Origin of the sequence: Allobacillus saliphilus (genome assembly GCF_018138385.1) — a bacterium.
GTDB classification, from domain to species: Bacteria; Bacillota; Bacilli; order Bacillales; family Alkalibacillaceae; genus Allobacillus; species Allobacillus saliphilus.
Genome location: NZ_JAGSIE010000009.1, coordinates 125,602 through 148,388, shown reverse-complemented (window position 1 = coordinate 148,388; position 22,787 = coordinate 125,602). Strand labels below are relative to the sequence as shown.

Here is a 22,787-nt window from a genome sequence, read left to right as displayed (position 1 = left end):
AACAAACGAAACCGAATTATCCTTAAAGGTCATCACGAAATTCTTTTAAATGGCGATGGATGATCCGTTCATCCGAAACATGATAAGCGTATTCCGATTGATTATTTTTTTGTATTGCCAAGTGCTGAAGTCTATTTTGTAAATCCTCACTAATGATCGGTAAGTCAACACTCTTATACGGAACATTATTTTGAATCTGATATTGGATTATAGAAATCAGATTAATTAAACGTTGGTTAGATAACCCTAAACAAACCAAATCATCTTGGTGCTCCCACAACTTCTCATGACAACTATCAATTAACTTTTTCGCTCCGATGATGTTTCCTCTTCTATAATGATACAAGCCAACAGCTAATTGAATCAATCCTGTCCAAACCGAATTCCGCTTCATTTCCGTCTCATTTTTCCAAAAATCTTCTAACACTTCATGACACTCAAAATAGTCTCTTGTATAATGGAATTCATAGAGATATTCAAGATATTGTTTCGGATACATAAGTTATCTCCCTCATTGTTATTCCTTTTCACTCGAAAGTTTGATAAGATTTCAATATAAACTCTCGGCCATCGAAAGAGTGATGCATTTGTCCATTCAAACCTATCAAGTAAAATTCGATACCTTTGAAGGTCCACTAGATTTATTATTACATTTAGTCAATCAATATGAAATCGATATATACGACGTACCTTTAAAAGATGTTGCAGATCAGTATATGAATTACATACGTACAATGCAAGAACTTCAGTTGGACATTGCCAGCGAGTACTTAGTCATGGCTGCAACACTACTGGCCATCAAGAGTCAGATGCTTTTACCGAAGCAAGAAGTGGAAATGGAGGACGAGTATGAAGAGGACTTACGCGATGAACTCATTGCAAAGCTAATCGAGTATCGTAAGTTTAAGGAAGCTGCCACTGAATTAAAAGAAAGAGAGCAAGAGCAACTTCGCACGCATATGCGACCGGCCACCGACCTTTCCGTTTATCAAAATGAGACAAAGGTTGAGAGAAGTAATGAATTAGATATTGTTGATCTGACACAAGCTTTTCAAAAGGTTTTACGCAGAAAACAATTGCTAGAACCGTTGGAAACAACTGTACAGAGACAAGAAATCTCGATTGAAAAGAGAATGGATGAAATTATAAATACGTTAATGAAGTATCGTGGGAAAAGGTCATTTGAAGAGCTTTTTCCTTATCAGAAGAGAGTGGAAGTTGTTGCGACTTTTCTTGCTATCTTAGAGTTGATGAAAGGAATGAAAATCATCTGTATCCAAAACCATAATTTCGACTCAATTACGGTCCAGCTGACGGAGGAAATATATAATGGAGTTAAATGAAATGAAAGGTGTCCTGGAAGGTTTGTTGTTTGTTTCAGGTGATGAAGGGTTATCAAATAAACAAATCAAGAATATTCTTGATATAGATGAGGATGCTATTACATTATTATTGAATGAATTAAAATATGATTACGAACATGGACAACGTGGATTATCTATTTTAGAAGTAAGGGGCATCCATTATCTGACGACTAAACCGGATCACGCTGTTTATTATGAAAAAATGCAACAGTCAAATGTATCGTCAAGATTATCTCAGGCATCTTTGGAAACATTAGCGATTGTAGCTTATAAACAGCCAATCACGAAAGTTGAAATGGAAGAAATTCGTGGTGTGAAGTGTGATGGACCAGTTCAAACGTTAATGTCGAGATATTTAATAGAAGAAGCCGGAAGAAAAGATACAAGTGGACGGCCGATTCTATATCAAACGACAAGAGAATTTTTGACATTTTTCGGATTAACTTCGTTAGATGACTTACCACCACTTACGGAAGAAGATTTAGATCAAACATTAATGGAATCCGATTTATTTTTTACTGAACTGGCTGATGAGAATGAAAAAGCAGCTCAATAATATTAAGGGGGTCCCTACGAACCAATGCGTACAGGAAGAAGGTCTCAAGCGCAAAAAGTTTTTGAAGAGCTAGGACGTATAGAATCGATTCTAGAAGACTTTCACAATCGCCATTCGGCTAATCACTTGGCAAATAGCAATAAAGACTTAAGTGAAGAATATATCCAACGAGTCATTAAACAATTCAGACTTCTAGAAGCCTATTCTACGGAAGGCAAGAGAGCGATTTACCCATTTACAAACGGTAAAACAATTGATGCCAAGAACATCGATCGAATATTAAGAGGTATTAATCTGAAATGTGTAAATTCATTCTTTTCGCCCACCGTTGATTTGTGGTTTGAGGACAGCCGAGCATCTTATCAAAATAAAGATGCCATTGACTTTATAGAAAATCCTGGAGAGGAAATTACTCAACTAACTCGAGAGCTTGAACCAATATTCCTAGATTTACGAAACCAATTAGAATATTTTTCACAAGAAATATCCTAGTACACTTAAATCGTGACTAAAAAAGGATAGGCTGTGATCAACCCGAACTGAAATCAATGATTTTTAGTTCGGGTTTTTTATATTGTGGATGCATTTCCGACTTTAAGGCACAGACCGAACAATTTTTCAGATTCATCACATCATTCTTTATTGCTTAACCTTATTTCAATGATGGATTCATATCAGTGAGAAGTGGTTCATATCTTTTAATAACTAGACAAGCATGAATGGATGTGGAATCGAACAATGAAAAAGCTAGCCATTTTTACCTTATTGATTCTCCTGATAATGTTGATCAATCCATATGGAAGTGACGCTGCTCCAGATATATCCGCAGAGAAGGCTGTTGTACTTGATATGAATACAATGGAGGTCCTCTATGGAAAACAGATGAATGAGAGATCCTCTATAGCAAGCATCACTAAAATTGTTACTGCCTTTGTCGCTTTAGAATATGGTGATTTAGACGACCGAGTGCGTATTTCAAAAAAAGCATCCATGATGGAAGGTTCATCCATTTACACGAAAGAGAATCAACTCTATACACTTGAAGATTTAATCTACGGGCTTATGCTTCGTTCAGGTAACGATGCAGCTACTGCGATTGCAGAGCATGTGGGCGGAAGTGTAGAGGGCTTTGCTTTTCTGATGAATGAAACAGCTGATTGGATCGGTATGGAAAACAGTTCATTTAAAAATTCACATGGCCTGGAAGAGGAAAATCATTATTCAAGCGCTTATGATATGGCTTTAATTACAGCCCATGCTATGAATAAGAATGATCAATTTAAAAAAATCTTCGGAACAGAAAAGCACTTACCGAAAAATGGGGATTATTATTGGTTTAATAAAAACAAATTACTAACAACATACGGTGAATACTGCACAGGAGGAAAAACAGGATTCACAAAGAAAGCAGGTCGAACCTTAGTGACGACAGCTGAATATGAAAATAAAGAAATTGTTGTGGTGACGCTCAATGCTTCAGACGACTGGAATGATCATAAAAAACTTTATGATTATGCCTTTCAAGAATTAGCTAAAAAGCCGAATGTCCCGATTCAAGCAAAAGCCAACGATTCTTATTTTATAGATCTCTATATCGAAACCTTTCGTCAGCTTCAGGGGGCTTCCTTATGGTAAATATCATATGGGCCGGATTGGCAGCAATCGGAATTATCTATGCCTTATTCAATGGGACGATGGAAGAAGTTAATGAAGCTGTTTTTTCGGGAGCAGAAGAAGCGGTTGCTTTAACGATCACACTCGTCAGTGTTTTAGTATTTTGGTTAGGCGTCATGCAAATTGCAGAAGAAGCGGGATTGCTGGACAAGCTAGCAAAATTATTTCGCCCGTTATTTACGCGATTATTTCCTGAGGTTCCACCGGATCACCCCGCAATGGGCTATATTTTATCGAATTTTTCTTCCAATATCTTTGGACTTGGTCATGCCGCAACACCATTTGGTATAAAAGCCATGCAATCACTGAAGAAGTTGAACAATAACCAGTCAGATGCTTCAAGATCGATGATTACATTTTTAGCACTTAATACTTCTAGTGTGACGTTAATACCGACTACTATGATTGCGATTCGAATGAAATATGATTCGATTGCACCGACTGAAATTGTAGGAGCAACCATTATGGCAACATTGGTTTCCACTGTAGGGGCACTATTAATTGATCGATTCTTTTATTATCGAAGGCAAAGGAGCTTATAAATGCTTGTTCAATTTAGTAACATGGTTATTCCGCTCCTCATTTTATCGGTTTTGCTTTATGGAACATATAAAAAAGTACCTACTTATGAAGCGTTTGTTGAAGGTGGCAAAGAAGGAGTCGCAATGGCTGTTTCATTGCTTCCTTTCTTATTAGGTATGCTCGTTTCCATTACAATCTTTCGAGCATCAGGAGCATTGGATGCATTTGTTCATTTACTAGAGCCCGTATTGGCTGTTTTTCATATTCCTCCAGATATCGTTCCATTAGCGTTGACTCGCCCAATTTCTGGCACAGCTTCACTCGGTGTTGCGACAGATATTATCCAAAATGATGGACCAGATTCATTTTTAGGAAAATTAGCTTCTACCATGCAAGGAAGTACGGATACGACATTGTATGTATTGACTGTTTACTTTGGAGCTGTCCAAATCAAAAAAATGGGTGATGCGTTGAAAGTAGGTTTGTTGGCTGATTTGATCGGAATTACAGCTTCACTAATTATTTGTTACATACTATTTAGTTAATATATTCATTTCGCAAAAGCTTCAATAATTGAAGCTTTTTTATTTTGTTTTTCTGTCAAGTGTTCGACCTGCCCCATCGATGTATATCTGTTGCTCCCTACTTTGGGGTGAGGGATTGGCTCATATATTTTCAGTTTGGGCTCATATTATTTGGACTTAGGACCATATTTTCTCGTTTTTGGCACATAATTTGTTCTGAACGGACCATTCACTTCTTCTTGGGGAGCATATTACTTGGAAATGGTCGCATATTCAACCAACTATTTATCGAAAAGTTTTAAATCTCTTCATCTTAACAACCAATTCAAAAACGGTAAACTTGATCTATTCGACATTAAAACCCTTATTTGTCGTATGTAAATATACTCGTATGTTAAAATACACATAGACATTGAAGAAAATAGGTGAGATAGATATGGAGCGACTACAAAAAGTGATCGCAAAAAGTGGGGTTACTTCCAGACGTAAGGCTGAAAATTACATTATAGAAGGCCGCGTCAAAGTGAATGGAAAAACAGTGACAGAATTAGGTACAAAGGTTTCATCATCAGATCGGGTAGAAGTAGATCAAGTAGAGCTTGAAAAAGAAGAACCTGTTTATTATATGCTTCATAAGCCTCGAGGAGTCATATCTGCTGTGACGGATGATAAAGACAGGAAAGTAGTGACTGATTTATTATCAGAAGAAATTGAAGAGCGTCTTTTTCCTGTTGGACGGCTGGATTACGATACGTCAGGGCTACTTTTACTTACGAACGACGGTGAATTCACCCAGCGGCTCATACATCCAAAATATCAAATGGATAAAGTGTACGTAGCGAAAATCAATGGACTCATTGAAAAAGAAGAACTTACGAAACTTAAAAAAGGAATTGTCGACCAAGGTGAACGCTTAAAATGCGTTAAAGCAAGAATTTTAAATAGTAATGTTAAAAAAGGGAAAGAGAGTAAGGATGGAAAGAGTATTGTCGAACTCACTCTACACCAAGGTAAGAATCGTCAAGTGCGTAGAATGTTTGAAGCGCTTGGTTACCGAGTGGAAAAGTTGAGACGCGAACGATTTGGTAACTTGAGTTTAGGTAATCTGCCAACAGGAGAGTATAGAAAGCTTACACCACATGAGGTTAAGCAACTGATCGCACTCTCGCAACAAAATGTTAAATAATGTTCAAACGTTAAATCAAGGTATATCAACACTAGTGATATAATGGCCCAGAAGAGGAGTGAGATACTGTGCATAAAAAGAAAAAGAGATTGATCATTCGGACGGTTATCTTATCGGTCCTGGTCCTCACATTAATTGGTGTTTTATATGTAAACTTCTCAAAAGAACGACCTGTAGTCGCTGAGGGAGATGAAGCACCGAATTTTAAACTGAAACGATTGGACGCTGAAGGGGAGACTATTGAACTGAAAGATCTCGAAGGAAAAGGTGTTATGTTAAACTTCTGGGCAACTTATTGTGAGCCATGTAAAGAAGAAATGCCCTATATGGATGAACTTTATAAAGAGTACAAAGATAAAGGGATTGAAATTGTTGCCATCAGTGTTGATTCAAATGAGTTTGTCATTAATAATTTCTATAATAAACTAGGTTTAACCTTTCCAAGTGTCCATGACAAAAATGGTACAGTAATGGAAGCATACGACATAGTTCCATTGCCGACATCCTTTTTTGTCAATCCAGATGGGACAATTGAGCGAGTCGTTAAGGGCGCTTTAACATTGGAACGATTAGAGGGGTATTTACAGGAAATTCAACCAACGAGTTAAAATCAAACGTAGACTTAAAGAGGGATAAACATGAGTGTGAACACAATAAAATGTGAATGTGGACATATTAACCATGAAGGTACGGTCCTTTGTGAAGCTTGCGGTAAACCAATACAAGGAAACCAACATCTTGATGGAAATGACGATCAAAAGGTTCTCGAAATGCGTTATGACGGAAGTGCTCGTCGTTCAAAAACCTATAAACGTACATTTATAGATAAAACATGGGCGTTTTTTTCATCTGTTAAAGTCGGTGTGTGGCTCATTGTAATTACGCTGATTTTTTCAGCGTTAGGTACCATATATCCACAAGAACCATTTAAAAACTCACCATTACCAGCTTCACAGTTTTATGAAACAGAATATGGAATCACGGGTAAAATATTTTACCAACTAGGCTTTCATAATATGTATGATTCATGGTGGTATATTATTTTAGTAGCTTTAATTGGTATATCACTTGTTATTTGTAGTCTTGACCGTTACATACCGTTAAGACGTGCGTTAAAAAACCAAAAAATCAAACGTCATCCAACATTCGTCAAACGACAAAGAGTTGTGAGTTCAGCAGACAAGCTCTCAGATGAAAACTACCAAATGATTAAAGAGCGACTAGAGAAAAAGAGATATAAGATTAAAGAAGAAGATGGACATTTATTTGCTGAAAAAAATCGGTTCTCACGGTGGGGGCCTTATGTTAACCATATAGGCTTAATCATTATTCTCGTTGCTGCAATTCTACGTATGTTTCATGTCATGCATGTGGATGACTACGTATGGGTACGCGAAGGAGAAACCCGAGTTATTCCGGGTACAGGCCATGAGTATTATGTCAAAAACGAAAAATTCAGCTTTGATTTCTTTGATCCGAATGAAGATGAACGTTTTCGCGAAGCATTGGAAAAAAATGAAGCACCCATACCAAAAGACTTTCAAACGGATGCAGTCATCTATAAAGTTGTAGGAGATCCTGTCATCGGCGAAGAACCCGAACTAGAAGAAATAAAACGTGGAGAAATTCGGGTGAATGAACCACTCTCTTTCAATGGCTATTCACTTTATCAGGCTGGTAACCAAATGGAGAGTGAGTATGATAGCATTTCATTCAAAGTAAATGGTGAGAACGACCAAGAGATTGGTGAATTCAAATTTGAGACAGATGAAGCACCATATCAGGTTGAATTGGACGATGGTACAGTAGTGAGAGTAGACGACTACTATCCACAGTTAGAATTTACTGATAACGGTCCGTCATCATTTTCAAAGTTTCCGAGAAATCCAGGGATTATCTTCTCAGTTTTAAAAGAGGGCGAAGAAGAGGGCGAACGCTTCTTTTACTTAGCCGAGGAAGTGATCGGTCTTTCGGAAGAGAATACATTTTCAATGTCGGTAAGCGATATTGATAAGCGTTCAGCCTCCGGTTTAACGGTTAAAAAAGATAATACCTTACCATTTTTCTTAGTCGGGGCAATTATTTTTATGATCGGCGTTGTACAAGGTTTGTATTGGTACCATCGCAGAATCTGGATTCATCCGGCAGAGAATGAGTACCTTGTCGGTTCTCACACCAATAAAAACTGGTTTGGTATGAAGAAAGAACTCGACGAGATATTTGAAGGAACTGAGTTTAATGAATTTAAAGACCAAAGTGAATTGAAGTAATTGACTCAATAGAGGAGGTCCTCTCATGGATTTTTATGAAATAAGTAGTAGTCTATTATCTATTTCCTTTTTTATCTATTTGATTGCAGTAGTATTCTTTGGTGCAATCTTAGGTAAGAAAAGAGATGAGCGACAAAAATCAAAACTGACAACAATCGGGATCATATTAACCATCATTGGTTTCATTGCGCAGGTCGGTTCGTTTATTTTTAGATGGATGGAAGCAGGACATATTCCAGTCAGTAATATGTTCGAATTCATCTATTTCTTCAGCATGTGTTTAATATTTGCCTTTTTATTAATTCATTTTATTTATCGCTATTCGATCATGGGGATTGTGGCACTACCGATTGCGATCGTTTTAATTGGATACGGAAGCGTCTTCCCAACTGAAGTCACCCCATTAGTTGACTCGTTACAATCGAACTGGCTATACATTCACGTAACGACAGTTGCATTGGCACAAGCTATTTTATCAATAAGCTTTGTGGCTGGGTTGTTGTATTTAATCGTGAAAGTGAATCAAGAAGTACGTAGTAAAGAAACATCTTATTTAGAATTGATTATGTACTTCGTCGTCTCAGTTATAACATTTGTTATATTATCGTTTTCATTCGGTGCTGCCGATTACGAGGCAGTGTTTAATTTACCAGAGAATGAGGATTATACCGACATATCGTATACATTACCTGCGTTAATCGGTCCAACTGACTCAGAACTAGCAACAACCGGCCATTTCTACACTGGAATTGAGGCACCAAGTTTTATGAATGGGCCTGAGGCAGCACGTAAATTCAACACCTTAATCTGGTCGTTATTGTCTGGTCTTGTTTTATATGGATTATTGCGATTGTTAACACGTAAACGACTAGGCGCATACTTGCAGAATAAATTTGGAAAAGTAAACCCTGATATTGTAGACGACATCATTTATCGTGCCGTAGCAATCGGATTCCCGTTATTCACACTAGGTGGATTGATTTTTGCGGCAATTTGGGCCCAACAAGCATGGGGTCGCTTCTGGGGGTGGGATCCGAAAGAAGTCTGGGCACTTATTACGTGGTTATTCTATGCAGCCTTCTTACATCTAAGACTTACACGCGGCTGGCACGGTAAAAAATCAGCTTGGCTTGCGGTTATTGGCTTTGGAATTATCATGTTTAATCTAATTGTAATTAACTTGGTCATTTCCGGCTTACATTCTTATGCTTAAAATATTGGTGAAGAAGGGGTAATGCGCAATGTCTGAAGAAGGAAAAATTTTAATTGTAGAAGACGAAGAACGTATCCGTCGTCTTCTAAACCTTTATCTATCTCGTGAAGGTTATACGCTGGAAGAAGTTGGAAATGGAGAGGGTGCTCTCCAAATGGCATTAGAAAACGATTATGATTTAATTTTATTGGATTTGATGCTACCAGGTATGAGTGGCGAAGAGGTATGTGAAAAGCTTCGCGAGCGAAAAGCTACTCCAGTAATTATGTTGACGGCTAAAGGGGAAGAGGGAAATCGTGTGCAAGGTTTTGAGGTTGGTGCAGACGATTATATCGTAAAACCATTCAGTCCTAGAGAAGTCGTTCTTCGTGTGAAAGCTCTATTAAGACGTTCTTCTGCCACGAAGTATTTGGAAACTTCACCTGAGACAAACGATGTTTTAGTGTTCCCACATTTGAGCATTGATAAAGATGCCCATCGAGTGATGGTAGAGGACACTGAAGTTAACTTAACGCCGAAAGAATATGAGCTACTTTACTATTTAGCTAAAACACCAGATAAAGTATTTGATCGCGAAGAGTTGTTAAAAGAAGTTTGGGAATATGAGTTCTTCGGTGATCTACGAACAGTAGATACCCATGTCAAACGCCTGCGCGAGAAATTAAATCGTGTATCAGAAGAAGCTGCCAAGATGATTGTAACGGTTTGGGGAGTCGGATATAAATTCGAGGTTAAAGACTTATAATGTTTTGGCGTAGTGTAGTGTTCAAATTATGGTTCACCATTATTTTAATGGTGGCCTTTGTTTTATTCATCTTGACTGTACTTCTACTAGAATTCTTTGAGAATTACTACGTTGAAGAAGCAGAAAAGAATTTGTTGAACCAAGCTGAAAGTGTAGCAACACTTATTGAAAGTCACGGTAATGACGGTTTAGAGATTGAAACAATCAATGAAGTTACCGCTCCGACGACTCGTGTAACTATTTTTTATAGTGAACATGAGTATTGGATGAATGACAATTCTGAGACAAACCCATTACCTGAGGTAGATCCAACTTGGTTTTTAACAAATACAGATTTAAACCAAACAATAACAAATAAAGAAGAAGTCATGAAGATAGAACCTTTATCCAACTCAGAAGCAAAAATAGTTGTCGTTGGGATTCCTTTCGAATTAGAGGGAAGTACGGGTGCCATTTATGCTTATCAATCACTTGAAGCGATTGAGGAAACGACTACGAAAACTACTCGAATTATTTTGATTGCTGCATCAATTTCAATCATTTTAACGACAATTTTTGCCTTTTTCTTATCAACAAGAATTACTGCACCGCTAATTAAAATGAGAAAAGCGGCAGGAGAACTTTCACGTGGTGAATTTTATACAAAAGTGCCTGTGTTAACGCATGATGAGATTGGTGAGCTGGCTATTTCATTTAACCGTATGCGCCGTCAATTAAATGACCACATATCTGCGTTGAACCAAGAAAAATCTCATTTATCAAGTATATTGAAATCAATGGCTGACGGTGTCATCACCATTAATAAAAAGTGTGAAATTATGGTGATGAATCCACCAGCAAAATCCGTTTTGGAACAATTAGGCTATCAATTTGATGATACGATGAATAAATTGCCGTCCGACTTGAAAGGTTATTTCGAAGATGTTTTAAATGAAGAACAAGAGAGTATTTCAGAAATCTCTGTTCAAGGCAGAACCTACGTTTTACTTCTGACTCCGCTGTATACAAATGGAGTCATTAGAGGGGTTGTAGCGATATTAAGAGATATGACGGAAGAAAGGCAAACGGATAAACTCCGTAAAGACTTTTTAGCCAACGTCTCACATGAACTTCGAACGCCAATTTCTTTAATGCAAGGCTATTCAGAAGCAATTGTGGATGACATCGCTGCTTCCAATGAAGAGAAACGTGAACTGGCACAGATTATTTACGATGAATCACTCCGCATGAGTCGATTAGTTAACGAATTACTAGATCTAGCTCGCATGGAAGCAGGTCATATTCAACTAAATATTGAGAAAGTCGATATTAGCGGCTTTATCAATCGAGTAGCGAAAAAGTTCCGGACGGTTGCTGATGATCAAAACATTCACGTTAATGTTACTTTAAATAATCAAACAGAATTAGTATTTTTAGATCCCGATCGAATGGAACAAGTATTAACAAACTTGATTGATAATGCCATCCGCCATTCAACGAGCGGTGATTCGATAACAATTACACTCGATGAACTATTAAATGAATTCGTCATTTACGTAAAAGATGAAGGGTCTGGCATTCCTGAAGAAGACGTACCATTTATATTTGAACGGTTTTATAAAAGTGACAAAGCTCGGACAAGGAAAAAAGAAGTCAAAGGAACGGGTCTTGGTCTTTCCATCGCTAAACATATCGTAGAAGCGCATAAAGGGCGAATTTCTGTACAAAGTCATATTAACGAAGGTACTAAGTTTACAATTACTCTACCGAAGAACCCACATAAAGATTATTCATGATGAAACAGCCTGAGAAAATTTTTACTCTCTCAGGCTGTTTTATTATGTATATATGAAGAAACCGACAATTTATTTTGTGGTAAAATGATTAAAGTTGTAACTATTTTTATCTTTTATCCGACAAATAATATGAATGGAGGGCGAGCATGAAATCCATCTTTCAGGACCTCTACGACCGTTATCACCAAGATCTATATCAATTTATTTATTATATGGTAAAAAATCGTTCGACAGCTGAGGATTTAGTGCAAGAAGTATATATTAAAGTTTTCAAATCTTATGAAACATTTAAAGGTGAGAGTAGTCCGAAGACTTGGATGTTTTCAATTGCACGTCATGTTACCATTGATTTTTTTCGCAAAGAAGAAAGACGTAAAAAGCAATCAGCCGATTACTATGATTGGCATGAAAATAATGATCAGATAGGTGATGTTCAACCATTGCCAGACGAAATCGCTGAAAAAAATGAACAAATTCAGTTGCTCTATCGCTGTCTTGATGACTGTACGGAAGATCAGCGTGTTGTTGTGATTTTGCGTTACATACAGGAATTATCGATTCAAGAAACTGCAGAAGTCTTAAATTGGACAGTTAGTAAAGTAAAAACCACCCAACACCGTGCCATTAAGTTCTTGACGAAAAGAATGAATGAAGTAGAAGGAGGGCATAGCGGATGAGTAAATTTGATGAAAAAGATATAGAAAAGTTACTTGGACATATGCCCGAAATAAAAGATGAGCAATCAAGTGATTATTATTATAAGAACATTGATGAAGAATTACTTTACAAGCAAACTAAAAGACGGAGTAAAAAGAAAACAAAGTTATACCCGGTATTAGCTAGTGTTGCGGCTTTGTTTTTGGTTATGCAGTTGTCTGCGAAATATCTTCCCATTGGTGCACCTACTTTTGATGAGGGATCAGATGCGGAGCTAAGTGAATTCAACTCGAATACAGATATGAAACAATATGCGAATGATGAGCAAGCTGAAAGTTCGGTTGAACCACAAGGAGGGGAATCAATGGAAAGTGCTGAAATTAATCAGGAAGATTCTACGGAAGAAAGTAAAGATGCATCATTCACACGTGTAGTTCATGCTAATGATGAAACAAATGAAAATTTAGTTACTTATTTCTTCCCGGATGAACAACTACAATTACTTATACCCGTTACCTTTGAGCATCAAGGATCTGATCCATATGAAGCTTTCAATTATGCTCAAAAAGTCATACCAGATGATTTCCCAATAAATGATAATCTTTATGAATATCTTTCTTTTAAAGAGATTGATTCTAGCGGAATGCCAGTCATTCAAATTGACGTGGATCGTTTTCAAAAAGAATATCCTGGCGGTTCAACGATAGAAATCTTACTGTTACAAACAATTAATGCTTATTTTGCGGAGCTAAATGAGGACACGATCAAATTGGTGAATACCAATGGAGAAAACGTCTCTCTTTCACATTCAGGAGAAATCGACCAACCGCTTGAAGTGGAATCAACAGAAAAACAACCTTTTAAAATCATTTATTTAACTGAAATAGATGAACCGTATTATGTACAGTCTCCTGACTTTTCTGGAGAATCTACAGAATCTATATCCATTGAGGACGCATTTCAACGAATGAAACGAGAGGACGAATATACTGAGGCAACTTCTTCCATACCAAGTGACTGGGAGATTCACGTTGACAATCAGACAGAAGGCAGGTTATACCTTACAATCGAAAATGTGGCTGAAGAGACCGAACAAAGTCGTATCATTGCAATTGAAACAATGTTGTTAACAGCGAAAAGTTTCGGATTTAATGAAGTAGTCTTTTCGATGGACGGAATTGAACATATTGGTGGGTATCCAATTGGTGAACCAATTCAAGTCCCTGCATATGTTAATCCTCACCATTAAATTATATTTGCGATCAACTATTTATTAAGAAAAGAGGGGTTGGAACTGAAATGAAAAAGAATCAAAAAGAGTTGTCAAATGAGAAACAGCATGAACTACTTGACATTCTGAAAGAGCGTTTTGAAAAAAATAGTCACCGACATGAAAACTTAAACTGGAAAGATGTGGAACCTAAGTTAAAAAACAATCGTGAGAAATTATGGTCACTCAATGAAATGGAGTCGACAGAGGGCGAGCCAGACGTTATTGCTTATGATGAAGTAACAGGCGAATATATTTTTTGTGATTGCTCAAAGGAAAGTCCTAAAGGCCGGAGAAAAGTGTGCTATGATCGAGAAGCATTAGAAGCAAGGAAGAAGTATAAACCAGAAAATAATGCAATCGATATGGCCAATGATATGGGTATTGAAATGCTTACCGAAGAACAATATCGTGAGTTACAAAAACTTGAACCATTTGATACAAAAACGTCAAGTTGGATTCAAACACCCGGTACTGTCAGAAACCTCGGAGGGGCTCTGTTTGGAGATTATCGATACGGACAAGTTTTCATCTATCACAATGGCGCAGATTCATATTATGGCGTACGAGGATTTCGGGGTATACTTCGAGTTTAAACCATTCAATATGAAAAAAGAGCGGCCGAGAAGGCTGCTCTTTTTCATGTTATTATTTTTGGTAACGCGCAGTGCACTCATCAACTAATTTAGCTGCCGCTTCAGGGCCTTCCCAGTCACCGATTTCTGTTTTCTTGCCTTGTAGATCTTTATATGTTTTAAAGAAATGAGAGATTTCATCAAGGACATGTTGTGGTACATCTTCGAGTGAATAAACATCTTTAAAGCGTGGGTCTTCTACAGGAACAGTTAGCACTTTTTGATCTTCCTCACCATCATCAACCATGTTTAAGAACCCGATCACTCGAGCGTCAATGACACAACCAGGGAATGTAGGGTTTGTAACTAGCACTAATGCATCTAATGGATCATCATCTAAAGCTAATGTTTCATCAATATATCCATACTCAGCTGGATAAAATTGTGGTGAGAATAATACGCGATCTAATTTGAATACACCTTTTTCTTGATCGTATTCGTACTTGTTTTGGCTTCCTGTTGGAATCTCAACAAAGACTTCAACAATTTTGGTTTCTGCCATGTTTTCTTCCTCCTTAAATCTACAAAGTCCTATTTATTATAACAATATTTGTTTATATAGGCTATATAAAGCCACGATCAATCTTCAAACTTATTTGGATCTCCTTCGAATGGGGCTTCCGCCAATCGAATCGATTCTGTTGGACATCCTTCAAACGCGTCTTCAACGTCTTCCAGCCATTCGCCGGGTATTTGTTTATTTCCTTTATTGTCGTCTAGTAGTGAGAAGGCGACTCCGTCATCATTATAATCGAACACTTCGGGTGCCGTTGCTCCACAAGCACCACAAGCAATGCATGTATCTTGGTCGACGATTGTGTAGTTGGCCATATTCATCCTCCGAAAAAATGTTTCATTCTTTCATTGTAATTTTTGCCGCCATTTAATTCAATAAATTGTTATAATAAAGGGAGAGACAACGTTAGATATATTTCGAGGACTTTATTAAAGAGTACTGATTGTAGGGAGATCGCCATGCATTATCGAGAATTGTTATTATTTTTATTCAAAAAACTGGAACATGAACGATCAGTCAATGCAGTATTTCACTTGTTGAAGGGTAAAAAATCAGCACAAACCTTGCAAGATGCATACCTTTTTCAAATCGAAAATTTTTATGGTATCGATCGAAAATTGAAAAAACCCACTTTTGATGTCTATGTAAGGGAATTGACAGAGAACCGACTTGTTCGAGTGGAAAATGACCAAGCAATAGTGACAGAACAGGGTAACCAAATCTTGAGAGGTAGGAACTTTCAAAGCTATTATCAGATTAAAGGTCATAAGTATCATCAAATTGACCGCGAGTTCAAGCAAGGTTTAATCCTGTTAATTCAAACGGTTTCAATGCTCATTCACGGAGAAAACAAATTTATCCCAATCGTAGATCAACCATATATTCAATCGAGAGTGAGAGAAGTGTTGCGAGATTACTCCATGCAGTTCGACATGATTGCTGAACAACTATATGGTGAATTACATACCGCTTTATCAACGATTGATGAACATCTTGCTACTGTTTTGCTTAAGCAGTGTTCTGGATATGCACGTGTTGGCATGAGTGAACAACAAATCGCTGTTGAAGAGAATCGTAACAAAGAAGATTTACATCTTCAGACAGTTGCTGCCATCCATAACATTCTTGACACAATCACAGAACAAACTGAACAGTATACATTACTCACAAAGTTGATTTTGAAAAAAACGAACCGCTTAACCGTTTCAGCGCAAGAAACGTTTGATTTTTATCAGGCTGGACATACGCTTGAAGAAATTGCTTTAATTCGTCAGTTGAAGATCAGTACAATACAAGATCACTTTGTAGAAATTGCAACACATAAAAAGGTCTTCAACATCTATTCATTCATTTCCAAACAACATTTAGACGAGATCCAGGAAGCCATACAAAATACATCAACTAGGAAATTGAAACCGATAAAAGAACAGCTCAGAGAAGAAATCGACTATTTTCACATCCGCCTGGCTATTGCCAACATGAATGATGATAAGGAGTAATACAAATGAACTCAGCGATATCTAATGACATCGACCAAGCGTTAATCAGTCTATTTGGCTTTAAGCAATTTCGCGTTGGCCAACGAGAAATCATAGAATCGATTCGGAGTGGAAATCACACATTGGCCACTTTGCCAACAGGCAGTGGTAAATCCATTTGTTATCAGCTTCCAGCCTTAATCGGTGAAGGTATGACTGTTGTTGTATCCCCTTTAATTTCGTTGATGGTCGATCAAGTCAAGTTATTAAAGGCACAAGGGATTAAGCGAGTGGCGAGCTTAAATAGTATGATGAACGCGAAACAAAAATCGGCTGTCATTCATCGATTGGACACTTACAAATTACTTTACTGTTCACCAGAAATGCTTCAACAAGAACAAGTACAACTTGCTTTATCAAACAAAACGATAGATTACTTTGTCATTGATGAAGCACATTGTATTAGCCAATGGGGACACGAGTTTCGGCCAGACTTCTTACGGCTCAAAGATGTCATTAAGAAATTGAACAATCCGACTGTACTAGCATTAAGCGCCACGGCGACACCTTCGATTCGTCAAGATATAATCAAGCAACTTGAGCTTCCTATGAAGCAGCTCGTCTATCCGATCGATCGCCCAAATATAACGTTTTCAGTCGATGAAGTGACGCCAAACAATAAAGACGAGCGATTAATTGATTTAATTGAACAAAAGAATATACCAACAATGATCTATTTTTCATCACGAAAGGTTAGCGAAGCTATATATAGATTGTTGCAAAACAAATTTCCTGAGCGTGAAGTAGCGTATTATCATGGAGGGATGGAGCAGGATGAACGGTTATTGATCCAGCAACAGTTTATGAATAATCAGTTGGATATCATTTGCTGTACAAGTGCATTTGGTATGGGTGTTAATAAATCTAACATACGTTTAGTGATTCATTACCATATGCCTTCAACAATAGAATCGTTTATTCAGGAAGTTGGAAGAGCAGGGAGAGATGGCAAGCAAAGTGTTTCGATACTATTGTATGCACCAGGAGACGAATACCTGCCGTTTCAACTTATACAGACCGAGCTACCAACAGAAAATGAAGTAAACTTATTTTTTAGTGAAGATATTCACAAACAGCCAGAAGATTATTTGAATGAAACGAAATTGCGTTTTTTGGAATTACAAAAAGAACAACACCATACAACTGATCAAAACGAGCAAGTACAGAGAGTCATTCAGTACAGAAATGACCGAGAGCAAATTAAACAGCAGAGTATATTCAAATTAGTCGACTGGATCAAAACAGGTGCGTGCCGACGTGCTCGATTGTTCTCTCATTTTCAGCAGGATGTTTCAAATGCTCAGTATGAATGTTGTGATTGCTGTGATTTTCGCCTGGAGGAGTGGCGAAACAAACCGGAAACCTATCAAAAGAAAAACAAGCCTCGTAAAAATAATTGGGAAGCAATGCTTGGTGAATTGTTAATTAAAGGGTGAGTGAATGGGAAGAAAGAAAAGAAAAACACAAGCTGAATTAATTCGGGAAATCTCTGATAAAGAACTCGTCTTAAATGTCATAGTATCTCAATTAATATTTTTGTTTTTAGCTATGATTGCTTGTTTCTATCTATTTTCTTGGGATGAAATAGTTGAACTATTTCAGTTAAACTGGTTAGAAATCTTTGTTTATGGTCTTATTCCAGGAACAATTGTTGTTCTTATTGATATACTCCTTATCCGGCTCGTTCCAAAAAGACACTGGGATGATGGTGGAGTTAATGAAAAAATATTTCGTTCACTCAATGCTTGGCAAATATTTTTGTTGGCGATTGTCATAGGCGTTTCTGAAGAATTTTTATTTCGTGGCGTTATTCATACTGAATTTGGGTATATAGTAGCAAGTACTATTTTTGCTCTCGTCCACGTTAGATACTTAAGTAAACCTGTTTTATTGGTTTCTGTCATCCTTTTGTCCTTCCTAATTGGCTATATGTATGAGATAACCGGTAACTTGTTGGTGCCAATAGCAGCACATATATGGATCGACTTTTTATTAGGTGTATATTATCGATATCGAATGGGGTGATTGGATATGCAAGAATTAAAAATGCCGGATGAATTAGACAAGCAAATCCTCACAACACAAAAAAGTGAAATCACGGACGAAGTAGCAATACCAAGTCGTCGTGAACGTAAAACACGTAGAAACCATAGAGAGCAAAAAGAACTTAAAGAAAATGAGTTTTTCTTCTCTCACTTGTTTTTGAATGGAATGGCTATTGTCTTTATCTTATTGATTTTATCAATTCCTTTCCTCTATTTATAAAATTTTTGAGCCATTATGCAGTGAGTGTTGCTCAATAACGGAAGCAATATCGTGAAGAGTAACACTCAATGAAACAATCCCTCCAAACTGCCTAATCACTAATGTTCAATAAACGAAATTCATCTATTATAACTTAGCCGGAAGGACAAAAGAGCATGACTTTTTATTGAAGTAATTAAAGAGAAAGAAGGACTCTTTCTATTAGTTGTTGAATAATATCATAATAGTCGAAAAAGGGGGAATGTTTGTGTTTGTTCGTAGTGTGATGATGCCGAAGAGTGAATGTCATTTTGCAGAAGGCGAAGAATCACTGCAAGAAGTATTGGATACGTTCGATAAATATGATATTGAAGGAATGCCTGTCGTCGAACAAGGGAAATATAAAGGTATGATTACGAAGCAACGCATTTATGAATACTATTTTGAGGTCGTTGAAGAGAACAAACAATTGTTTCTAGAAAATCATCGTGTTAACGAAGTGTTAAGTAATGAAAACATCTATGTGTATAAAGATGAGGTGTTTGAGAGTGCCTTCACCACGTTAAAAGGTGCGCCGATTATTGCAGTGATCGATCATGACAAAACATTTTTAGGTATCGTCACGAGATACGATGTGATCGAACAATTCGAAAGTGTTTTTGGTATGAAGAAACGAGGCACACGGATAACGTTCTCAACAACTGAGCAAGAAGGTGTCTTATATAGATTGACAAATGTCATTCGCTCTCACCAAGTAAATGTGATTTCATTGACTACCTTCGATGAAACAGGTAAATTAGCAAGGAGGATCGTCCTTAAAATCGATACACAAGAAAACAGCCAGAAGTTTATCGACGAACTCGAAAAGAATGGTTTTAGAATATTGGACGTGAAAGAGCTTTAATGAAAGTGACTCCAGTTGCATGACTGGGGTCCGTTTTATACATAAATTCGAATTAACTCTTTTTAATATCAGTTGGATGCTTTAAAATGGAGAATTAAGACTTTTTGATTTTGACCAGGCTTTATTTGTTGGATGAAATCATATAGTAGTATAAAATACTTTTGGGGGTGGTTACGTGCGTTTAGAGAGATTAAGCGTTAACCAATTCAAAATTTTTTTGACATATAATGATTTAAAAGAACGCGGATACTCTAAAGAAGAATTGTGGAACAACTTACCAAAAGCTAACGAGCTTTTTCAAGATATGTTGTATGAAGCATGTGATGAGCTCGGAATTGAACTGGATGGAAAATTAGTCGTTCAGGTTTATATGTTGCAAGCTCAAGGTATGGTAATAGTAGTTACTCAGAACAGTGAAGGAATGTCAAATGAGGATTTTATCGAGTTGAAGGTAACTATGGATGAAAGTAAAGAATTGATGTTTGTATTCGATGATTTTGAAGATGTCATCCAAGCAGCTGGTTCGTTTAAAAAGTTAACTGAACTTCAAGCATCTCTTTATCATTACGAAGGCTATTATTACGTTAAAATACATGATGAAGAACTGAATGATCAATCCCAGGAAGAAATCATTTCGATGGTATCAGAATTTTCTTCTCCATCGACAATGACCTCTTATGTACTAAATGAATATGGAAAATGTATTGTTGAACAAAATGCCTTTGAAACAATTCAAAAGTATTTTTAAATTTGTATAAAGGGTGACAAGATGAAAATAGCGGTTTTATATGGCGGGACATCTAAAGAGAGAGAAGTATCCTTATCAACCGGCGAAGGGATGATCAAAGCACTTCGCCATTTAGGACACGATGTGATTGCGATTGATTTTAATCCCGCCAAACTTACTCAACATATTAGTGAATTAGAAGATGCAGACTTCGTATTAATCGGACTACACGGAAAACAAGGAGAAGATGGAAGGGTTCAAGGATTTTTAGAATTGTTGGGGCTCCCATATCTCGGCTCGGGGGTTCTTGCTTCCTCTTTGGCGATGGATAAATCCCGGGCCAAGCAAATTTTTGCTAACGAAGGTTTGCCGATTGCACGTAGTCAAACATTCAACAAAAAAATGGATGTCAAAGAAATCTACGAACAAGTGATTGACACGTTTGACTATCCGTTTGTCATTAAACCGAATCAAGAAGGTTCGACACTAGGGTTAACTTTCGTCCATCAACAAGACGAAGTAGAAGAAGCCATTCAGCTCGCTTTTTCACATGATGATCAGTTGATTGTTGAAGATTTTGTTGAAGGTAGAGAATTGACGGTATCTGTTTTCGGCAATCAAGGTGAAGAAGAAGCTTTACCGATCATTGAAATCATTCCTAAAAATAAATATTATGATTATGAAGCAAAATACAGTGAAGGTGGTAGCGAACATATCGTACCAGCAAAAATCGCTGAACCGTTGACAAACAAAATACAAACCTTGGCTGTAAAGGCACACCAAGCATTAGGTTGCGAATCCTATTCGCGTGTAGATTTTATATTGAATAATCAAGAAGAACCAATCATTTTGGAGGTCAATACGTTACCTGGTATGACACCGACAAGTTTGTATCCAGATGCAGCATCAGCAATTGGCTTAAATTATGAGCAAATGTTGGATAAATTAATTGGTTTAGCTATGAAGAATTATTGATAAAAATCTCACAAATTATGGTTGCATAAAGTTATATTGGATGTATACTAATCATTGAAAGCCTGTTTAATGATTTATATAGGTTGCTTAATTTAGGAGGTAAATGAATGGTAGCCGAGAATTCAGCAGATTCCAAAAATGATATTTTATTATCCACCCAAGAAGTGATTAAGGAAGCTTTAGATAAATTAGGCTATCCGAACGAAGCTTTTGAGTTGATGAAAGAGCCAATGCGGATGATTACTGTTCGGATTCCTGTACGGATGGATGATGGAAAAACAAAAGTATTTACAGGATATCGAGCACAACATAATGATGCTATTGGTCCGACAAAAGGTGGCGTACGTTTCCACCCGAATGTAACAGAGAAGGAAGTTAGCGCATTATCCATTTGGATGACGTTAAAATCTGGAATTGTCGACCTTCCATATGGTGGAGGTAAAGGCGGAATTATTTGTGATCCAAGAGAAATGTCTTTTCGTGAATTAGAGGCATTGAGTCGGGGATATGTCCGTGCACTCTCACAGGTAGTTGGACCGACAAAGGATATTCCAGCACCTGATGTTTTCACAAACTCACAGATTATGGCTTGGATGATGGATGAATACAGCCGTATTGATGAATTCAACAGTCCTGGATTCATTACTGGAAAACCGATCGTTCTTGGTGGTTCTCACGGTAGAGAATCTGCTACAGCTAAAGGTGTTACGATTTGTATTGAAGAAGCTGCCAAAAAACGAGGAATTGACGTTAAAGGAGCAAGAGTTATTGTACAAGGCTTCGGAAACGCAGGTAGTTTCTTGGCTAAATTTATGCACGATATGGGTGCAAAAGTTATTGCTATTTCTGATGCTGAAGGAGCTTTGCACGATCCAGACGGATTAGATATAGACTATCTGTTAGATAGAAGAGATAGCTTTGGTACAGTAACCAATCTTTTTGACGATACGATTACAAACCAAGAAATGCTTGAACTAGATACGGACATTTTAGTTCCAGCTGCAGTTCAAAATCAAATTACAGAAGAAAATGCTCACAAAATTAAAGCGGATATTGTTGTAGAAGCAGCGAATGGTCCAACAACGTTAGAGGCGACTAAAATTTTAACAGAACGAGGAATCTTACTAGTGCCAGACGTACTTGCTTCCTCTGGTGGGGTTACTGTATCTTACTTTGAATGGGTACAGAATAACCAAGGTTACTACTGGAAAGAAGAAGAAGTTCAAGAGAAACTTCGTGAAGTCCTTGTTCGTTCATTCAATAATGTGTATACGACATCACAAAACCGCCAAATCGATATGCGTTTAGCAGCATATATGGTTGGTGTACGAAGAGCGACAGAGGCTGCAAGATATAGAGGTTGGATTTAATACATTATTTAATCGCCAATGGATGGTATATGCGTTCATTGGCTTTTTATTGTCTTTATAAATAATGTTTAATTCATTGATTATATGTACTTCTTCTCCTATCATTAATTTGGTAGGAATT

At 37.2% G+C, this 22,787-nt stretch carries 26 protein-coding genes; 23 read left to right on the top strand and 3 right to left on the bottom strand.

Features of this window, described 5'->3' with window-relative positions; translation table 11 throughout:
* Window positions 1-22: 22 nt before the first annotated feature.
* The gene (locus tag KC820_RS03935) at window positions 23-499 is read right to left on the bottom strand and encodes a DUF309 domain-containing protein (protein WP_212368306.1); all 477 of its coding nucleotides are present in this window, start codon (window positions 497-499) and stop codon (window positions 23-25) included.
* A 94-nt stretch (window positions 500-593) separates the two neighbouring features.
* Here KC820_RS03935 and KC820_RS03930 point away from each other — a divergent pair, with 94 nt between their 5' ends.
* From KC820_RS03930 to KC820_RS03860, 15 genes are all read left to right on the top strand, one after another.
* Window positions 594-1,343, top strand: a complete 750-nt coding sequence (locus KC820_RS03930; protein WP_212368371.1) for a segregation/condensation protein A — start codon at window positions 594-596, stop codon at window positions 1,341-1,343.
* A complete protein-coding gene (gene scpB / locus KC820_RS03925; RefSeq protein WP_212368303.1) occupies window positions 1,330-1,920 on the top strand; it encodes an SMC-Scp complex subunit ScpB in 591 nt (196 codons plus the stop codon). The genes KC820_RS03930 and scpB overlap by 14 nt, the downstream gene beginning before the upstream one ends.
* Before the next feature lie 24 nt (window positions 1,921-1,944).
* The gene (locus tag KC820_RS03920) at window positions 1,945-2,412 is read left to right on the top strand and encodes a DUF3907 family protein (protein ID WP_144087363.1); all 468 of its coding nucleotides are present in this window, start codon (window positions 1,945-1,947) and stop codon (window positions 2,410-2,412) included.
* A gap of 246 nt (window positions 2,413-2,658) precedes the next feature.
* Window positions 2,659-3,555 carry a D-alanyl-D-alanine carboxypeptidase family protein gene (locus KC820_RS03915; RefSeq protein ID WP_212368300.1) on the top strand — a complete coding sequence of 299 codons (897 nt, stop codon included), beginning with the start codon at window positions 2,659-2,661 and terminating at the stop codon, window positions 3,553-3,555.
* The gene (locus tag KC820_RS03910) at window positions 3,549-4,136 is read left to right on the top strand and encodes a nucleoside recognition domain-containing protein (protein ID WP_212368297.1); all 588 of its coding nucleotides are present in this window, start codon (window positions 3,549-3,551) and stop codon (window positions 4,134-4,136) included. The genes KC820_RS03915 and KC820_RS03910 overlap by 7 nt, the downstream gene beginning before the upstream one ends.
* Entirely contained in the window at window positions 4,137-4,661 is a 525-nt protein-coding gene (locus KC820_RS03905; RefSeq protein WP_212368295.1) for a spore maturation protein, read from the top strand. It begins immediately after the preceding gene.
* Between the two features lie 415 nt (window positions 4,662-5,076).
* On the top strand, window positions 5,077-5,826 hold the full coding sequence (locus tag KC820_RS03900; protein WP_212368293.1) for a pseudouridine synthase: 750 nt from the start codon (window positions 5,077-5,079) through the stop codon (window positions 5,824-5,826).
* Window positions 5,827-5,894: 68 nt separating this feature from the next.
* Entirely contained in the window at window positions 5,895-6,434 is a 540-nt protein-coding gene (resA, locus tag KC820_RS03895; protein WP_212368291.1) for a thiol-disulfide oxidoreductase ResA, read from the top strand.
* A gap of 30 nt (window positions 6,435-6,464) precedes the next feature.
* Window positions 6,465-8,096: a cytochrome c biogenesis protein ResB gene (resB, locus tag KC820_RS03890; RefSeq protein WP_236782502.1), complete on the top strand. Its 1,632-nt coding sequence runs from the start codon at window positions 6,465-6,467 to the stop codon at window positions 8,094-8,096.
* A gap of 25 nt (window positions 8,097-8,121) precedes the next feature.
* A complete protein-coding gene (ccsB, locus tag KC820_RS03885) occupies window positions 8,122-9,309 on the top strand; it encodes a c-type cytochrome biogenesis protein CcsB (RefSeq protein ID WP_212368289.1) in 1,188 nt (395 codons plus the stop codon).
* 28 nt (window positions 9,310-9,337) lie between these two features.
* Entirely contained in the window at window positions 9,338-10,054 is a 717-nt protein-coding gene (locus KC820_RS03880; RefSeq protein WP_212368288.1) for a response regulator transcription factor, read from the top strand.
* Window positions 10,054-11,829, top strand: a complete 1,776-nt coding sequence (locus KC820_RS03875) for an ATP-binding protein (RefSeq protein ID WP_212368286.1) — start codon at window positions 10,054-10,056, stop codon at window positions 11,827-11,829. The genes KC820_RS03880 and KC820_RS03875 overlap by 1 nt, the downstream gene beginning before the upstream one ends.
* Window positions 11,830-11,975: 146 nt before the next feature.
* Entirely contained in the window at window positions 11,976-12,506 is a 531-nt protein-coding gene (sigX, locus tag KC820_RS03870; RefSeq protein WP_212368284.1) for an RNA polymerase sigma factor SigX, read from the top strand.
* Window positions 12,503-13,735 carry a hypothetical protein gene (locus KC820_RS03865; protein WP_212368281.1) on the top strand — a complete coding sequence of 411 codons (1,233 nt, stop codon included), beginning with the start codon at window positions 12,503-12,505 and terminating at the stop codon, window positions 13,733-13,735. The genes sigX and KC820_RS03865 overlap by 4 nt, the downstream gene beginning before the upstream one ends.
* A gap of 50 nt (window positions 13,736-13,785) precedes the next feature.
* The gene (locus KC820_RS03860) at window positions 13,786-14,352 is read left to right on the top strand and encodes a DUF4256 domain-containing protein (RefSeq protein WP_212368279.1); all 567 of its coding nucleotides are present in this window, start codon (window positions 13,786-13,788) and stop codon (window positions 14,350-14,352) included.
* Window positions 14,353-14,404: 52 nt separating this feature from the next.
* On the opposite strand, the gene KC820_RS03855 is transcribed toward KC820_RS03860, so the two are convergent.
* Both KC820_RS03855 and KC820_RS03850 read right to left on the bottom strand, forming a co-directional pair.
* Window positions 14,405-14,893: an inorganic diphosphatase gene (locus KC820_RS03855; protein WP_212368277.1), complete on the bottom strand. Its 489-nt coding sequence runs from the start codon at window positions 14,891-14,893 to the stop codon at window positions 14,405-14,407.
* A 77-nt stretch (window positions 14,894-14,970) separates the two neighbouring features.
* Window positions 14,971-15,222, bottom strand: a complete 252-nt coding sequence (locus KC820_RS03850) for a ferredoxin (RefSeq protein ID WP_212368275.1) — start codon at window positions 15,220-15,222, stop codon at window positions 14,971-14,973.
* Window positions 15,223-15,366: 144 nt separating this feature from the next.
* Between KC820_RS03850 and KC820_RS03845 the strand changes: the two genes are divergently transcribed.
* The 8 genes from KC820_RS03845 (at window position 15,367) to KC820_RS03810 (ending at window position 22,666) form a co-directional block, all read left to right on the top strand.
* Complete coding sequence (locus KC820_RS03845; RefSeq protein ID WP_212368273.1) at window positions 15,367-16,407, top strand: YpbB family protein; 1,041 nt, start codon at window positions 15,367-15,369, stop codon at window positions 16,405-16,407.
* A 5-nt stretch (window positions 16,408-16,412) separates the two neighbouring features.
* Window positions 16,413-17,882, top strand: a complete 1,470-nt coding sequence (locus KC820_RS03840; RefSeq protein ID WP_212368271.1) for a RecQ family ATP-dependent DNA helicase — start codon at window positions 16,413-16,415, stop codon at window positions 17,880-17,882.
* A 4-nt stretch (window positions 17,883-17,886) separates the two neighbouring features.
* Window positions 17,887-18,471 (top strand): CPBP family intramembrane glutamic endopeptidase, encoded by a 585-nt coding sequence (locus KC820_RS03835; protein ID WP_212368270.1) that lies wholly within the window; start codon window positions 17,887-17,889, stop codon window positions 18,469-18,471.
* 6 nt (window positions 18,472-18,477) lie between these two features.
* Window positions 18,478-18,711, top strand: a complete 234-nt coding sequence (locus tag KC820_RS03830) for a hypothetical protein (RefSeq protein ID WP_212368268.1) — start codon at window positions 18,478-18,480, stop codon at window positions 18,709-18,711.
* A gap of 247 nt (window positions 18,712-18,958) precedes the next feature.
* Complete coding sequence (locus KC820_RS03825) at window positions 18,959-19,594, top strand: CBS domain-containing protein (RefSeq protein ID WP_212368266.1); 636 nt, start codon at window positions 18,959-18,961, stop codon at window positions 19,592-19,594.
* A 175-nt stretch (window positions 19,595-19,769) separates the two neighbouring features.
* Window positions 19,770-20,342 carry a genetic competence negative regulator gene (locus KC820_RS03820; protein WP_212368263.1) on the top strand — a complete coding sequence of 191 codons (573 nt, stop codon included), beginning with the start codon at window positions 19,770-19,772 and terminating at the stop codon, window positions 20,340-20,342.
* A 21-nt stretch (window positions 20,343-20,363) separates the two neighbouring features.
* Window positions 20,364-21,296 carry a D-alanine--D-alanine ligase family protein gene (locus tag KC820_RS03815; RefSeq protein WP_212368261.1) on the top strand — a complete coding sequence of 311 codons (933 nt, stop codon included), beginning with the start codon at window positions 20,364-20,366 and terminating at the stop codon, window positions 21,294-21,296.
* A gap of 107 nt (window positions 21,297-21,403) precedes the next feature.
* On the top strand, window positions 21,404-22,666 hold the full coding sequence (locus KC820_RS03810; RefSeq protein ID WP_144087341.1) for a Glu/Leu/Phe/Val family dehydrogenase: 1,263 nt from the start codon (window positions 21,404-21,406) through the stop codon (window positions 22,664-22,666).
* Window positions 22,667-22,787: the final 121 nt, after the last annotated feature.